This is a genomic window from Rhodovastum atsumiense (assembly GCF_937425535.1).
GTDB lineage: Bacteria > Pseudomonadota > Alphaproteobacteria > Acetobacterales > Acetobacteraceae > Rhodovastum > Rhodovastum atsumiense.
The window spans coordinates 368,497-383,487 of record NZ_OW485601.1 but is presented as its reverse complement, the minus strand read 5'-3'; the positions used below and the strand labels follow the sequence as shown (position 1 = coordinate 383,487).

Annotated in this window: 11 protein-coding genes; 9 read left to right on the top strand and 2 right to left on the bottom strand. The window is 66.0% G+C overall.

What is annotated here, in order from left to right:
- Positions 1 to 725 precede the first annotated feature (725 nt).
- Positions 726 to 1,997, top strand: a complete 1,272-nt coding sequence (locus NBY65_RS01595) for a glycosyltransferase (protein ID WP_150039019.1) — start codon at positions 726 to 728, stop codon at positions 1,995 to 1,997.
- Positions 1,998 to 2,075: 78 nt separating this feature from the next.
- Here the strand turns inward: NBY65_RS01595 and putA are convergent, their stop codons facing one another.
- Entirely contained in the window at positions 2,076 to 5,795 is a 3,720-nt protein-coding gene (gene putA, locus NBY65_RS01590; RefSeq protein WP_150039018.1) for a trifunctional transcriptional regulator/proline dehydrogenase/L-glutamate gamma-semialdehyde dehydrogenase, read from the bottom strand.
- Positions 5,796 to 5,929: 134 nt separating this feature from the next.
- Between putA and NBY65_RS01585 the strand changes: the two genes are divergently transcribed.
- The 8 genes from NBY65_RS01585 to NBY65_RS01550 all read left to right on the top strand — a co-directional run bounded on the left by NBY65_RS01585 (position 5,930) and on the right by NBY65_RS01550 (position 14,389).
- The gene (locus NBY65_RS01585) at positions 5,930 to 6,391 is read left to right on the top strand and encodes an Lrp/AsnC ligand binding domain-containing protein (protein ID WP_150039015.1); all 462 of its coding nucleotides are present in this window, start codon (positions 5,930 to 5,932) and stop codon (positions 6,389 to 6,391) included.
- Positions 6,392 to 6,635: 244 nt separating this feature from the next.
- On the top strand, positions 6,636 to 7,817 hold the full coding sequence (gene aliB, locus NBY65_RS01580; RefSeq protein WP_150039014.1) for a cyclohexanecarboxyl-CoA dehydrogenase: 1,182 nt from the start codon (positions 6,636 to 6,638) through the stop codon (positions 7,815 to 7,817).
- Between the two features lie 34 nt (positions 7,818 to 7,851).
- Positions 7,852 to 9,510 carry an AMP-binding protein gene (locus tag NBY65_RS01575; RefSeq protein ID WP_203330358.1) on the top strand — a complete coding sequence of 553 codons (1,659 nt, stop codon included), beginning with the start codon at positions 7,852 to 7,854 and terminating at the stop codon, positions 9,508 to 9,510.
- On the top strand, positions 9,507 to 10,298 hold the full coding sequence (gene badI / locus NBY65_RS01570; RefSeq protein ID WP_150039012.1) for a 2-ketocyclohexanecarboxyl-CoA hydrolase: 792 nt from the start codon (positions 9,507 to 9,509) through the stop codon (positions 10,296 to 10,298). Before NBY65_RS01575 ends, badI begins: the two co-directional genes overlap by 4 nt.
- 21 nt (positions 10,299 to 10,319) lie before the next feature.
- Complete coding sequence (locus NBY65_RS01565) at positions 10,320 to 11,069, top strand: electron transfer flavoprotein subunit beta/FixA family protein (protein ID WP_150039138.1); 750 nt, start codon at positions 10,320 to 10,322, stop codon at positions 11,067 to 11,069.
- 14 nt (positions 11,070 to 11,083) lie between these two features.
- Entirely contained in the window at positions 11,084 to 12,028 is a 945-nt protein-coding gene (locus NBY65_RS01560; protein WP_150039010.1) for an electron transfer flavoprotein subunit alpha/FixB family protein, read from the top strand.
- Positions 12,029 to 12,066: 38 nt separating this feature from the next.
- Positions 12,067 to 13,248, top strand: a complete 1,182-nt coding sequence (locus tag NBY65_RS01555) for an acyl-CoA dehydrogenase family protein (protein ID WP_150039008.1) — start codon at positions 12,067 to 12,069, stop codon at positions 13,246 to 13,248.
- The gene (locus NBY65_RS01550) at positions 13,190 to 14,389 is read left to right on the top strand and encodes an acyl-CoA dehydrogenase family protein (protein WP_348539821.1); all 1,200 of its coding nucleotides are present in this window, start codon (positions 13,190 to 13,192) and stop codon (positions 14,387 to 14,389) included. The genes NBY65_RS01555 and NBY65_RS01550 overlap by 59 nt, the downstream gene beginning before the upstream one ends.
- Positions 14,390 to 14,409: 20 nt before the next feature.
- On the opposite strand, the gene NBY65_RS01545 is transcribed toward NBY65_RS01550, so the two are convergent.
- The gene (locus NBY65_RS01545) at positions 14,410 to 14,883 is read right to left on the bottom strand and encodes a MarR family winged helix-turn-helix transcriptional regulator (protein ID WP_150039004.1); all 474 of its coding nucleotides are present in this window, start codon (positions 14,881 to 14,883) and stop codon (positions 14,410 to 14,412) included.
- Between the last annotated feature and the right edge of the window lie 108 nt (positions 14,884 to 14,991).

Below are 14,991 nucleotides of genomic sequence, written 5' to 3'. Positions count from 1 at the left end.
TCGTCGGCCGGCAGGGGCGGAGAGGCGTTTTATTCCTTAAAAGGAATATCCACAAAACCGTGGATAGAATCGTGGATATGTTCGTGGATGGCCGGTGGACGCTTCGTGACAATCCGCATGCTTCCTTGATGCGGTCATGGGTTTGCCGGCGAGTTCCCGTTCGGCCCGGACAGGACGGCTCCGCTGCGCCATGGCTGAGGTTCTTTGCCCGATGGCAGGGGCGGGGGAGCATCGGTCAAGCGGTCCCTCCGCCGTGGCAGGAGGGCTGGTTGTCGGCGCGTGCTTCTATGAGTTTTTCCGCAACCGTGGGTGTGTGGCTGCACCATTCCGGGCCTGCCCAACATCAAAATCGTCAGGCTGCCGGGATTTCGACGGCATGTCGTTCGTCCCAATATATCGCCATCGTTCTTTTTGCCTGGCCTACGCGGCTCATTAGACGAATTATTGTAGAAAATAGTGCCTGTCCAGGCGCAGGGCTTCTTATGCGGTGCGCTTGTGTATATCACGACATGGTCGTGATCATGCGTGTCCGGGCTTGAGCGAATTTTTGAAGTGATGCGGATATGTGAACGTTACTTCAATAATATAGTTATTTTTATATGATTTTATAAACATGTGCGTTGGATTGCCTTGGATAACATGAAGGTTATTGCGTATTTATTTTATTTGGTAATGGGATCAGCAAAGGCAGAAAATGCTTAAAACGGTTGCGTCTAGGGGTGACTATGGACAATACGCGCTCTGATGAGATCGTGGCTGATTCTTCTGAAATCGACCTGGGTATTCCAAATTCTGTACAGATAGGCCGCTACAAACAAAAACCCATCTGGCCAGCGCCCGAGCTTTTCAGGTCAAAGCTGCCGCCGCGGCCGAATTTGCGCATCGCGCTCGTGCATGAGTGGCTTGAAACCTACGCCGGATCGGAGCGCGTCCTGGAGCAACTGCTGCAGTGCTTTCCGGAAGCTGACGTCTTTGCCGTTGTGGATTTCGTGAAAGAAAGTGAGCGGGCGTTCCTGGGGGGGCGCAAGGTCAACACGACGTTCATCCAGCACATGCCATTTGCACGTCGTAATTTCCGGAACTACATCGGCCTCATGCCGATCGCTGTTCAGCAGCTCGATGTCAGTGGCTATGATGTCATCATTTCCAATAACCACGCGGTTGCCAAGGGCGTGCTGACCGGGCCGGATCAGATACATGTTGCCTATGTGCATTCTCCCATGCGCTATGCGTGGGATTTGCAGCATCAGTACCTGGCGCAATCCGGGCTGAAGACCGGCCTGAAAGGGGCCTATGCGCGCTGGCTGCTGGGGCGCCTGCGGCAATGGGACGTGGTGAGTTCGCATCAGGTCGACCACTTCGCGGCCAACTCGAATTACATCGCCCGCCGCGTCGGCAAGGTCTATCGGAGAAATGCCAGGGTCATTTTCCCGCCTGTCAATACCGACCGGTTCCAGATCGGTCCTGTAAAGGACGATTTCTACCTGGTGGCCTGCCGGTTCGTGCCATACAAGCGTGTGGATGTGGTGGTGGAGAGCTTCGCGCGCCATCCGGACCGCAAGCTTGTCGTGGTCGGGGATGGGCCGGAACGCGAGCGTGTCAGGCGCGCCGCGCAGAATGCGCCGAACATCTTCTTCAAGGGGGTCGTCCCACAGCCCGAACTGATCGACCTGCTGCAGCGCGCGCGGGCGTATGTCTACGCGGCGGAAGAGGATTTCGGCATTGCCCTGGCGGAGGCGCAGGCCTGCGGCACGCCGGTGATCGCCTTTGGTCGGGGCGGTGCGGTCGACATCGTCGTGACCGAGGAAAATGGTCAGCCAACCGGCCTGCTGTTCGATCGCCAGGACGCCGATGCCGTTTCAGAAGCCATCGACCGCTTCGAGAGAATCGAATCGGACATCACGAAGCATGATTGCAGGCTGAACGCGCTCCGCTTTTCGGAACCCAGGTTCAGGCAGGAGTTTCACGACTTCGTTGGCAGCGTGGCAGGGTTTTAGCCTGCCTGATCCCTCGGGCCGGGTCCGGGATGGCGGCGGCCGGGGCCACCTGGGCACCCGGCCGTCACCGTCGTGGCCTCAGCTGATGGCCACCAGGCTGGCATTGCCGCCGGCCGCGGTGGTGTTGAGGCTCAGCGAGCGTTCCTCGACCAGCCAGTCGAGGCAGTAGTCACTGCGACCGCTGCTCAGCTCCTCGCCGGACAGGCCCTGGAGCAGGACCAGCGGGCCGGGCAGGGCGGCCAGGCGGCGGTCGATCGTTCCGATCCGTGCCGCATCGCCTTCGGCGAGGGCAGCAACAAGCGGTCCGGCCTTGCTCCAGTCGTTTCCGACATCAACCTGCGGCCGCAGCGCCTCGGGGATGTCGTGCAGCACGGCCGCCAGCGGTGCCGGCAGATCGATGACCGCCGCGTTCCCGGTGGCCAGCACGGCTCCGAGTTGCAACAGCAGGCCCGGCTCGGTCTGCGGCAGCAGCAGGATCCGGCCGCGGCGATGCAGGCTGTAGACATTGTGCTCGCCCACCGGCCCCGGCAGGACCATCGCCGTCCTCAACGGGGAACGCTGTCCGTACTCCCGGCAGCGGGCCGCCAGGGCTGGCCGACCCGACGCGTCCAGCCAGGCACAGTAGGCGGCGAGCGGTGCCGCCGGATCGACGGGCGCCGTGACCGGCAGGGACGCTTCCGGCCGGCGGCTGAGCAGGCGCCGCAGGTAAAGCGGTCCGCCGGCCTTCGGGCCGGTGCCGGACAGACCGTGGCCGCCGAACGGCTGCACGCCGACCACCGCGCCGACCACGTTGCGGTTGACATAGATGTTCCCGGCGGAGATGCGCCGGGTCACCGCCTCGATGGTGGCGTCGATGCGCGTGTGCAGGCCGAAGGTCAGGCCATAACCGGTGGCGTTGATGTCCTCGATGAGCTGCTCGCGCGCGTCGCGCGGGTAGCGCAGGACATGCAGCACCGGACCGAACACCTCCCCGGTCAGCTCCGCGATGTCGTCGATCTCGATGATGGTGGGCGGCACGAAGGTGCCGTGGCCGGCTTCCGGCGGCAGCGGCAGCGATTCGACCCGCCGCCCCTTGGCCCGCATCGCCGCGATATGGCGGAGAATGTTATCCCGCGCCGTGGCGGTGATCACCGGCCCCACATCGGTCGCCAGCCGGTCGGGGTTGCCGATCCGCAGTTGCCGCATCGCCCCTTTCAGCATGGCCAGGGTGCGGTCGGCCACTTCTTCCTGCAGGCACAGGATGCGCAGCGCCGAGCAGCGCTGGCCGGCACTGTCGAAGGCGGAGGTGATCGCATCGACCACCACCTGCTCGGCCAGCGCCGAGCTGTCGACGATCATGGCGTTCTGGCCGCCGGTCTCGGCGATCAGCGGAATGGGCGCACCCGCCGGCGTCAGCCGCCCGGCGAGCTGCCGGCGGATCAGCCGGGCCACCTCGGTCGAGCCGGTGAACATGACCCCCGACGTGGCCGGATGGGCGACCAGGGCGGCGCCAAGCTCTCCGTCACCGGGCAGGAGCTGCAGCGCATCGGCCGGCACGCCCGCCTCGTGCAGCAGCCGCACCGCGGCGGCGGCGATCAGCGGGGTTTCCTCCGCCGGCTTGGCGAGCACCGGGTTGCCGGCCGCCAGCGCTGCGGCGATCTGGCCGGTGAAGATCGACAGCGGGAAATTCCACGGGCTGATGCAGACGACCGGCCCGAGCGGAAGGTGGGTGGCGTTGTCGAACCGGTCACGCACCTGGGCACCGTAGTAGCGCAGGAAATCGACGGCCTCGCGCACTTCGCCGATGGCGTTCGCGGCCGATTTGCCGGCTTCGCGTCCCAGCAGGCTCATCAGCGCCGGCATGCGCGCCTGCAGCAGGTCGGCGGCGCGCAGCAGCGCGGCGGCGCGTGCCGCGGGTGCGGTGGTGGGCCAGGCCGAGCGGATGGCGTGGGCGAAGGCCGGTGCCACCAGATCCGGGGCCGCCTCGGTCACCTGGCCGACCACGTCGCGGTGGTCGGCGGGATTGCGGATCGGTCGGGGCGTGCCCGGGTGTTCGCCATCCGCCAGCAGTGGCGCCGCGGTCGCCGGATCGCGCGCGGCCTCGGCCAGCGCTTCGCCCAGCTCGGCCAGGGTCCGCTCATCCGCGAGGTCGAGCCCGGCCGAGTTCGCCCGTTCCGCGCCGAACAGCGCCGCCGGCGCCGCGATCAGCGGATGCGGTGCCCCCACCGGCATGGCGGCGCGCACCGCCGCGACCGGATCGGCGACCAGCGTGTCGATGGGCACGGACTTGTCGGCGACCTGGTTGACGAAGGAACTGTTGGCGCCGTTCTCCAGCAGGCGGCGAACCAGATAGGCCAGCAATGTCTCGTGCGTGCCGACCGGCGCGTAGATGCGGCAGGGCCGCCCGAGCGGGCCGACCACGTTGTGGTAGAGCGGCTCGCCCATGCCGTGCAGGCACTGGAACTCGAACTTGCCGACGGCGAACTCACTGCCGGCGAGGTGGTAGACGGTGGCCAGCGTGAGCGCGTTGTGGGTGGCGAATTGCGGGAAGATCGCATCCGGCGCGGCCAGCATCTTGCGGGCACAGGCGATGTACGACACGTCCGAATAAGGCTTGCGGGTATAGACCGGATAGCCTTCCAGCCCGTCCACCTGGGCGCGCTTGATCTCGGCATCCCAGTAAGCGCCCTTCACCAGGCGCAGCATCAGGCGGTGGCCGCTGCGACGGGCCAGGTCGATCAGATAGTCGATCACGAAGGGGCAGCGCTTGCCATAGGCCTGGACGACGAAGCCGATGCCGTCCCAGCCGGCCAGATCCGGGTCGAAGCAGAGCGATTCCAGCAGATCGAGCGAAAGCTCCAGCCGGTCGGCTTCCTCGGCATCGATGTTGACGCCGACATCGTAGCACCGTGCCAGCAGCAGCAGGTCCTTCACCACCGGCAGCAGCTCGGCCATCACCCGGTCCGCCTGGGCACGGGCATAGCGTGGATGCAGCGCCGAGAGCTTGATCGACAGCCCCGGCCCGTCATGGATGCCGCGCCCGGCGGAGGCCTTGCCGATCGCGTGCAGCGCCCGCTGGTAATCGTCGCGATAGCGCGCCGCGTCGTCGGCGGTCAGCGCCGCCTCGCCGAGCATGTCGTAGGAATAGCGGAAGCCCTCGGTTTCCAGTCTGGTTGCGTGCTGTAGCGCGGCCTCGATGGTCTGGCCGGCGACGAACTGCGCCCCCATGATCCGCATCGCCAGGTCGACGCCCTGCCGGATCAGCGGCGCCCCGCCCTTGGCGATCAGCCGGGTCAGGGTCGCGGCCAGTCCGGCCTCGTCCGGCGCCGTCGCCAGCCGTCCGGTGATCAGCAGCCCCCAGGTGGCGGCATTGACGAACAGCGGGCGGTCGCCGCCCAGATGCGTGCGCCAGTCCCCGCCCGCGACCTTGTCGCGGATCAGCGCGTCGCGCGTGGCTGAATCGGGAATCCGCAACAGCGCCTCGGCCAGGCACATCAGCGCGATGCCTTCCGGCGTGGACAGCGCATATTCCTGGATCAGGCCTTCCACGCCGCGCCCCGGCGCGGTGGCACGCAGCTTCTCGATCAGGCTCCGTGCGGTCGTCTGGGCGGAAGCGACCAAGGGCGGGGGCAAGGTCGCCTGCTCGATCAGCGCCGGCAGGCATTCGGGTTCCGGACGGCGGGTTGCCGCGGTGATGGCCGCGCGCAACGGCCCCTGTGGCCGGATCGGCGGGGCAAAACCCGCGAAGGGGACCTCTCCACCGGATTGCTGCATCGCGACCGGCGCATCCGCCGGCATCGTGATCGTCGTCTGTTCCATTTGTTCCGCCCGCGCCGGTGCGCGCCAACTGCACGTGATGACCAGAAGCCTAGTCGGGGCAGTTCCGCCGTTCCATGCTTGAATCCGGAAAAACGCCGCAATAAATAAGGTAATCAACCAGTTTGACCGGATAAATGACGAACTACGACCACATCGACCGACGGATCCTGTCGATCCTGCAGGTCGACGGCCGGATCGCCGCCGTGGATCTCGCCGAGCGCATCGGCCTGTCGCCGACCACCACCGGAGAGCGGTTGCGGCGGTTGCAGAAGGAAGGATTCATCACCGGCTTCGCAGCGAGGCTCGACCCGCATCTGCTCGGCCTTGGCTTGCTGGTCTTCGTCGAGGTGCTGCTCGACAAGACAACGCCGGACGTGTTCGACCGGTTCGCCATGGCGGTCCGCCGCGCGCCGGAAGTCCTGGAATGCCACATGGTGGCCGGCGGCTTCGATTACCTGCTCAAGACCCGGGTTGCCGACATGACGGCCTACCGGCGCTTCCTCGGCGAGGTGCTGCTGTCCCTGCCAGGGGTGCGGGAGACCCGGACGTACGCGGTGATGGAAGAGGTCAAGAACGACGGGCCGCTGCCACTCTGACGCCGGTTCGCGGGGAGGGCCGGGGCCGGCTTTCGTGGCGCCACGTTAATATAGCAATGCCTTGACATTTACCTGCGGCCGCGCCTACCCTCCGCCCAGATAGAGCAATGCATTTATATAAATCGAGGGAGAGGGCGTTCCGCGCGCAGCACGGGCTGTCGGGCATCCGGCATGGCGGAGATCATGCCGGACAAGCGATGGGCCTGCGGCGACGACGGTCGGCACCTCGGCCCCGGGAGGCGACATGAAGGAACGACAGGGGCCATTGGCTGCGTCCGTCGGTTTCGGGCTGACCGAGGAACAGGTCAGCATCCGCGAAGCGACTGCACGGTTCGCGGCGGATGTCCTGGCACCCAATTACCGGAACACCGAGAAGACCGGCCGCATTTCCCGGGAGATCCGGTGCCGGATGGGAGAACTCGGCCTGATCGGCGTCGAGTTTCCGGCGCAGTATGGTGGCCTCGGTCTCGATCACGTCACCTCCGGCCTGGTCCTGGAGGCGATTGCCGAGGGGGATTTCAACGTCGGCTATATTCAGCTGCTTGGCTCGTTGTGTGGCGCCATTGTTGCCCGCCATGCTCCCCCCGACATTGCCGCTGACATCCTGCCGAAAGTCGTCGCGGGAGAGCAGCTGATCGCCCTGGCGCTGACCGAGCCGCAGGGCGGATCGGATGCCGCCGCGCTGATGCTCAGGGCGGTCCGTGACGGCGAGCACTATGTGCTTGATGGCGAGAAGACCTCGATCTCGATGGCCGACCAGGCCGATTGGGCGGTGGTCTTCGCCCGCACAGGCACCGTCGCCGAGCGGGCACGCGGCATCTCCGCGTTCCTGGTGGACATGCGGGCCCCTGGCATCAGTCGCACCCGCTTCAGCGACCTGGGCCAGCACGCCGTTGGCCGCGGCTCGATCTTCTTCGACAAGGTGCGCGTGCCGGTCTCGCATCGTCTTGGCGCCGAGGGCTCGGGCTTCGTGCAGGTGATGCAGGGCTTCGACTTCTCCCGCGCCCTGATCGGGCTGCAATGCCTGGCGGTCGCGCGGGTGTCGCTTGCCGAGACCTGGGCCTATGTCGGGGAACGCCGCAGCTTCGGCAAACCGCTCGCCGACAACCAGGGCGTGACCTTCCCGCTTGCCGAGGCCGAGACCATGGTGGAAGCCGCCCGGCTGCTCTGCCTGCGCACGCTCGCGGCCAAGGATGCCGGCGCGCCGCACACCCGCGAGGCGGCGATGTGCAAGTGGTGGGCGCCCAAGCTGGCCTTCGACGTCGTGCACACCTGCCTGCTGCTGCACGGCCATGCCGGCTGGAGCGTGGACCTGCCGTTCGAGCAGCGCCTGCGCGATGTCCTGGGGCTGCAGATCGGCGATGGAACGGCGCAGATCATGAAGATGATCATCGCGCGCGAGGCTCTCCGCTCGGCAGCCGCCTGACGCCACGCCGCAAGTTTCTTCGAGGAAACGCAAAGTGCCCAGCCCGCTTGATCCGGCCTGTCGCCGGGAGACGATGCTTGCCGCCGGACTCTGGCGCGACCAGACCCTGCTCGACCATTTCCGCCGCCATGTCGCCGACCGGCCCGGCAAGACGGCCCTGGTCGCCAACCAGGCGGCCACCGGGACGCAACTGCGCCTGAGCTACGCCGATCTCGACGATCTGTCCGATCGCGCGGCAATCGGCCTCATGCGCTGTGGTATCGGCGAGGGCGATGTCGTTTCCTTCCAGTTGCCGAACTGGTGGCAGTTCACCGTCCTGCACATCGCCTGCCTGAAGGTCGGAGCGGTTTCGAATCCGCTGATGGTGATCTTCCGCGAGCGTGAGCTCACGTTCATGCTCGGCCTCGCCGCGAGCAAGGTCCTGGTCGTGCCGCGTCGCTTCCGCGATGTCGATCATCGTGCCATCGCCCAGGCGATCCGTCCGTCCCTGCCGGCGCTGACCCATGTGTTCGTGGTGGATGGCGAGGCGAGCGAGTCGTTCGAGAACCTGCTTGCCGCGGATGCAACGGCGGAGGAGTTGGCAACGCTGCGGGCACGCCGCCTGTCGCCGGATGCGGTGATCCAGTTGCTCTATACGTCCGGTACCACCGGCGAGCCGAAAGGCGTCTCCCACACTTCCAACACGATGCTCTCGAACCTGGTCCCTTTCGCGCAGCGTCTGCATCTGGGCCAGGACGACGTCATCCACATGCCATCGCCGATGGCGCACCAGCTTGGCTTCATGTATGGGCTGGTGCTGCCGGCGATGCTGGGCGCGACCGCGGTGCTGCAGGACGTGTTCGTGCCGGAGACGATGGCCCGGCAGATCGGCGAGGAGCGCGCGACCTTCACCATGGGGGCGACGCCGTTCCTCAATGACCTCGCCGATCATTGCCTGCGCACCGGCGCGGCGACGCCGACGCTGCGCATCTTTGTCTCCGCCGGTGCCCCGATCCCGCGGGCCCTGGTCACCAAGGCCCGTGAGGTGCTGGGTGCTGCGGTGCTGTCGGCCTGGGGCATGTCGGAGAACGGCGCGGTCACGACGACGCGGCCCGAGGATCCCGAGGAGAAGGTCGCCGGCACCGATGGCTGCCCGCTGCAGGGCATGGAAGTGCGGGTGGTCGATCCGCTCAACATGCCTGTTCCGGTCGGCGAGGAAGGGCAGTTGCAGGTGCGCGGCTGTTCCAATTTCGTCGGCTACCTGAAGCGTCCCGGGCTGGCACGGGTCGATGCCGAGGGATGGTTCGAGACCGGGGACCTCGCGCGCCTGGATGCGGACGGCTACATCCGCATCACCGGCCGTGCGAAGGACATCATCATCCGTGGTGGCGAGAATATTCCCGTCGTCGAGGTCGAGGAATTGCTGTTCAGGCACCCCGCGGTCGCCATCGTCGCCGTGGTCGGCTACCCGGATCCACGCCTCGGCGAACGCGCCTGTGCCTTCGTGAAGCTGCGCGAGGGCGCGTCACTGACCTTCGGGGAGATGGTCGCCTACCTCAAGGCGCAGAAGATGGCGATCCAGTACATCCCCGAGCGCCTGGAAATCGTCGACGACATGCCACGGACGCCGTCGGGCAAGCTGCAGAAATTCCGGCTGCGTGAAATCGCAAGAGCCTTGGCTGGCAACAGCATCCCCCAGGAGAGGACATCATGACAAGCTACGAGGACATTCTCTACGAGGTGCGGCCGGCCGGGGTGGCCCGCATCACCATCAACCGGCCGGACAAGTACAACGCCTTCCGCGGACAGACCCTGGAGGAACTGATCCACGCCTTCCAGCGCGCCGGCTGGGACCGCACGATCGGCGTCATCGTATTGACCGGCGCCGGCGACAAGGCCTTCTGCACCGGCGGCGACCAGAGCGCGCATGACGGCCAGTACGACGGCCGCGGCACCATCGGCCTGCCGGTCGAGGAACTGCAGAGCCTGATCCGCGACGTGCCGCAGCCGGTGATCGCGCGCGTCAACGGCTTCGCCATCGGCGGCGGCAATGTGCTGGCGACGATCTGCGATCTCACGATCGCGTCCGAGACGGCGCAGTTCGGCCAGGTCGGCCCCAAGGTGGGCTCGGTCGATCCCGGCTTCGGCACCGCCTATCTCGCCCGGATCGTCGGCGAGAAGAAGGCACGGGAAATCTGGTACCTGTGCAAGCGCTACTCCGCCGCCGAGGCGCTCGCCATGGGACTGGTCAACGCCGTCGTGCCGCACGCGGCACTGGACACCGAGGTCGATCGCTGGTGCGCCGAGCTGCTGGAACGCTCCCCCACCGCCCTGGCGCTCGCCAAGCGGTCGTTCAACGCGGATACCGAGAGCATCCGCGGCATCTCCGCGATGGGGATGCAGGCGCTCAGTCTCTATTACGACACGGCTGAATCGAAGGAAGGCGGCGTCGCGTTCCGTGAGAAGCGCAAGCCCGATTTCCGCCGGCATGTCCGCAAATAGGCAGAAACGGGACGGTTGTTCATGAAGATCCTTGTCCCCGTCAAGCGGGTGCTCGATTACAATGTCAAGGTACGCGTCCGGCTCGATGGCTCCGGGGTTGAACTGGCCGGCGCGAAAATGACGATGAATCCGTTCGACGAGATCGCCGTGGAGGAAGCGATCCGACTGAAGGAGAAGGGGATTGCTACCGAGATCGTCGCGATTTCGATCGGCCCGGCGCAGGCCGGGGAGATCCTGCGCACGGCCCTGGCGATGGGCGCGGACCGTGCCATCCTGGTGCGCACCGACGACCCCGTGGAGCCGTTGGCCGTGGCCAAGATCCTCAAGGGGGTGGTCGCGGCGGAACAGCCCGGCCTCGTCATCCTGGGCAAGCAGGCCATCGACGATGACTGCAGCCAGACCGGCCAGATGCTCGCCGCGTTGACCGGCTATCCCCAGGGAACCTTTGCCTCGAACCTGGAGGTAGAAGGGGAATGGGCGAAGGTCACGCGGGAAGTGGACGGTGGATCGCAGACCGTGGCGCTGCGCCTGCCCGCCATCGTGACCACCGACCTGCGTCTGAACGAGCCGCGCTACGCTTCCCTGCCGAACATCATGAAGGCCCGCAAGAAGCCGCTGTCGGAGCAGACGCCTGCCGATTTCGGCGTGGATATGACGCCTCGCCTGCAGGTGATCCGGACACAGGAGCCGCCGCCCCGCCAGCCTGGCGTGAAAATCGGATCGGTTGCGGAGCTGGTGCACAGGCTGCGCAACGACGCCGGCGTGATCTGAGGAGACCCGCATCCATGGCTATCCTGCTTCTTGCCGAGCACGCCAATGGCACGCTCAAGGACGTGACCGCGAAGGCGCTGACCGCCGCCCGCCAGATGGGGGAAGAGGTGCATGTGCTGGTCGCGGGGTATGGTGTGGCTGAGGTGGCGGCCGAGGCTGCCACGCTCGCAGGCGTCACACGGGTTTTCCTGGCCGACGACGCCATGCTTCAGCACGGCCTGCCCGAGCCACTGGCGGCTCTGATCGTCGAGCGTTTCGGGGATTACGACGGGATCGTGGCCCCATCCACGACCACGACCCGGAACGTGCTACCACGCGTCGCCGCCTTGCTCGACGTGATGCAGATTTCCGATGTCATCAAGGTGATTGCGCCCGATACGTTCGAGCGTCCGATCTATGCCGGCAACGCGGTGCAGGTCGTCCGCTCGACCGATGCGCGGAAGGTGGTCACGGTCCGCACTGCCGTGTTCCCCGCCGTTCCGAAGGGCAACGCGGCACCGGTCGAGCACATCGCGCCACCGCCCGCACAGGAATTGTCGCGTTTTCTTGGTGAGGAACTGTCGCGGTCGGAACGGCCGGAACTGACCTCGGCGCGTGTCGTCATATCGGGTGGCCGCGGGCTGCAGAGCCAGGAGAACTTCGCCACCTATCTCGAACCGGTGGCAGGGCTTCTGGGGGCGGCGATCGGTGCGTCACGGGCGGCGGTGGATGCCGGGTACGCCCCCAACGACCTGCAGGTCGGGCAGACCGGCAAGATCGTGGCGCCGGACCTCTACATTGCCTGCGGCATTTCCGGGGCGATCCAGCATCTTGCGGGCATGAAGGATTCCAAGGTCATTGTCGCGATCAACAAGGACGAGGAGGCGCCGATCTTCCAGGTCGCCGATTACGGCCTGGTCGCCGATCTCTACCAGGCGCTGCCCGAGCTGACGCAGGAACTCGCCCGCACGGGTGGCTGAGAACGGGGCAGGGGACCGGTCCCCGAGGAGGCGGAACGATGGAACTGCGTTTCACCGAAGCGGAACGGGCCTTCCGTCGAGAGGTTCGGGATTTCCTGCGGCAATCCCTGCCGCCGGAGATCCACCGCAAGCTGGTTGAAGGACGCCATCTCGACAAGGCGGATCTGGTCCGTTGGACGCGCATCCTGCATGGGCAGGGATGGTCGGTGCCACACTGGCCGGTCGCCTGGGGCGGCACCGGCTGGGATCCGGTACGGCAGATGATCTTCCGCGACGAGGTTCAGCAGTTTCCGGCCCCCGAGCCGCTTTCCTTCGGCGCCAGCATGGTCGGGCCGGTGATCTACACCTTCGGGTCGGAGGAACAGAAGCGTCGCTTCCTGCCCCGGATCGCCACGCTTGAGGAGTGGTGGTGCCAGGGCTTCTCCGAACCGGGGGCGGGCTCCGACCTGGCCGCCCTGAAGACCCGGGCCGTGCGCGATGGCGATCAGTGGGTGATCAACGGCCAGAAGGCGTGGACAACGTACGCGCAGCATGCCGATTGGATCTTCGTGCTGGCGCGCACCGATCCGTCCGCACGCAAACAGCAAGGCATCTCCTTCATCCTGGTGGACATGCGTTCGCCGGGCATTACGGTCCGCCCGGTGCAGACCATCGACGGCGGCGTCGAGATCAACGAGGTGTTCTTCGACGACGTGCGGGTGCCGGTTGGGAATCTCGTCGGCGAGGAGAACAAGGGGTGGGACTACGCCAAGTTCCTCCTGACCAACGAGCGCAATGGCCAGGCGCGCATCGGGCTTGCCAAGGCGCGGCTGCGCCGGATCCGTGCGCTTGCCGGGGCGCCATGTGACGGCGGTCCGCCGCGCATGGCTGATCCGGCGTTCCGCCACCGGCTGGTCGCATTGGAGGTGGCGGTGAAGGCGCTGGAGATGACGCAGTTCCGGGTGATCTCGGAGGAAGGACGGAACGAGCGCGGCAAGCCCAACCCGGCTTCCTCGATCCTGAAAGTCCAGGGGGCGGAACTGCAGCAGGCGACGACGGAATTGCTGCTCGACGTCATCGGCCCGGCCGGGCTGGTGCGGCATGGCGAAGCCGGCCCGGAGGCATATGAATGGGCTCGTGGCGGGACCACGGCCTATTTCAACCTTCGCAAGCTGTCGATCTATGGCGGCTCCAACGAGATCCAGCGGACGATCATCGCCAAGGCCATCCTGGGGTTATGACATGAACTTCGATCTTGCCGACGAACAGGTCATGCTCGGGGACAGCGTCAGCCGATGGCTGTCACGGTCATACGGCTTCGATGCGCGGGCGCGGATCCTGGTCTCTTCTGAGGGCTGGAGTCGCACGGCGTGGCAGCAGATGGCGGAGCTCGGTCTGCTGGGCCTGCCCTTTGCCGAGGCGGATGGCGGCTTTGGCGGAGGGGCCGAGGAAACCATGATCGTCATGGAGGCGTTCGGTCGCGCGCTCGTGGTCGAACCCTATCTGTCCGGCGTGGTGCTTGCCGGCGCCGTGTTGCGGCTAGGCGCGTCGGCGGCACAGCGTCAGGACCTCATCCCCAGGATTGCCGAGGGAAGTCTCGTGCTCGCCCTTGCGCACACGGAGGCGCAGGCGCGCTGGGATCTGGCGAATCTTGCCACGCGGGCGATGGCGACGGCGGAAGGCTGGCGCCTCTCTGGCCACAAATCACTGGTGCTGCATGGGGAGGCGGCCGATCGCCTCATCGTTTCCGCCCGTACCGACGCGGGGGAGGAGATCGGCTTGTTCCTGGTCGACCCGGCGGCAGCGGGTGTGCTGGTGGAGGGCTATCCAACCCAGGACGGCCAGCGTGCCGCCGACATCACGCTGCAGGATGTGCTGGTCCCGGCCACGGACATGATTGGCCTGCCGTCCCAGGGACTGGCCGTGCTGGAACAGGCAACCGACGAGGCGATCGCGGCCGTCGCTGCCGAGGCGGTGGGCGCAATGGCCGAGGCGCTGACCCTGACGGTCGAATACCTCAAAACCCGCACTCAGTTCGGAGTGGCGATCGGTTCATTCCAGGCGCTGCAGCACCGCGCCGCCGATATGTTCATCGCGTTGGAGCAGGCGCGCAGCATGACGTTCTACGCCGTCATGTCCTTGGCCGAGGAGGATGCCGGGCGGAGGCGTCGCGCCATTGCGGCGGCCAAGGTCCAGGTCGCGAAATCCGCAAAATTCATCGGCCAGCAGGCGATTCAGCTGCATGGCGGCATCGGCATGACGATGGAATGCAAGGTCGGCCACCTGTTCCGGCGCCTGACCATCATCGAGCGGCAATTCGGTGATACGGACTACCACCTCCATCGTCTGGCGGGAGAGGGAAGCCTGCTTGAGGACGTGTGAGACGGAGCTGGGGACAGGTCCTACAATTCATTGAGTCCCCCCTTCAACCGGTCGAGCAGGGCACAAAGCTGCTCCTGTTCGGCGTCGCTGAGCGGGGCAAGGGCATCACTGTAGAAGGCGGCAATGGGCTTCTGCATTTCCTCCCATGTGTGGACCCCGGCTTCGGTCAGCCGCAGCAGGCGGCTGCGGCCATCCTCGGGATCCTTGACCCGCTCGATCCAGCCACGGCCTTCGAGGCGGTCGAGCACGGCGGTCAGGTTCTGGCGGCTGAGCAGCAGGAACTCAATCAGGTCCTTGACCGACATCCCCTTGTCCCGGACCAGGGGATGCGCAAGCGCGCCGAGCACGGCCCATTGCTGGGTGGTCGATCCAAAGTCGCTGATATAGCGGCTGCCATTCTTATGCAACAGGTTCGAGCACTGGTACAGTCGGAAGAACAGTCGGTTGGCAACCTCGAACTGCCGTCGCTGGGAGGACGTATCTCGACGGGACATGAATGGCTTCCTTGCATTCGACCCATGCGTGGCCGGGTCTGAGAGGAGGAATATCACACTTATAAAGGCAATGCATTGACATATCGTCTAAATATAGCATAGTATTGA

Excerpts from the sequence above, each read along its gene's own strand:
- NBY65_RS01595 (WP_150039019.1), top strand. The coding sequence starts at position 726 with ATGGACAATACGCGCTCTGATGAGATCGTGGCTGATTCTTCTGAAATC.
- putA (WP_150039018.1), bottom strand. The coding sequence starts at position 5,795 with ATGGAACAGACGACGATCACGATGCCGGCGGATGCGCCGGTCGCGATG.
- NBY65_RS01585 (WP_150039015.1), top strand. The coding sequence starts at position 5,930 with ATGACGAACTACGACCACATCGACCGACGGATCCTGTCGATCCTGCAG.
- aliB (WP_150039014.1), top strand. The coding sequence starts at position 6,636 with ATGAAGGAACGACAGGGGCCATTGGCTGCGTCCGTCGGTTTCGGGCTG.
- badI (WP_150039012.1), top strand. The coding sequence starts at position 9,507 with ATGACAAGCTACGAGGACATTCTCTACGAGGTGCGGCCGGCCGGGGTG.
- NBY65_RS01565 (WP_150039138.1), top strand. The coding sequence starts at position 10,320 with ATGAAGATCCTTGTCCCCGTCAAGCGGGTGCTCGATTACAATGTCAAG.
- NBY65_RS01560 (WP_150039010.1), top strand. The coding sequence starts at position 11,084 with ATGGCTATCCTGCTTCTTGCCGAGCACGCCAATGGCACGCTCAAGGAC.
- NBY65_RS01555 (WP_150039008.1), top strand. The coding sequence starts at position 12,067 with ATGGAACTGCGTTTCACCGAAGCGGAACGGGCCTTCCGTCGAGAGGTT.
- NBY65_RS01550 (WP_348539821.1), top strand. The coding sequence starts at position 13,190 with ATGGCGGCTCCAACGAGATCCAGCGGACGATCATCGCCAAGGCCATCC.
- NBY65_RS01545 (WP_150039004.1), bottom strand. The coding sequence starts at position 14,883 with ATGTCCCGTCGAGATACGTCCTCCCAGCGACGGCAGTTCGAGGTTGCC.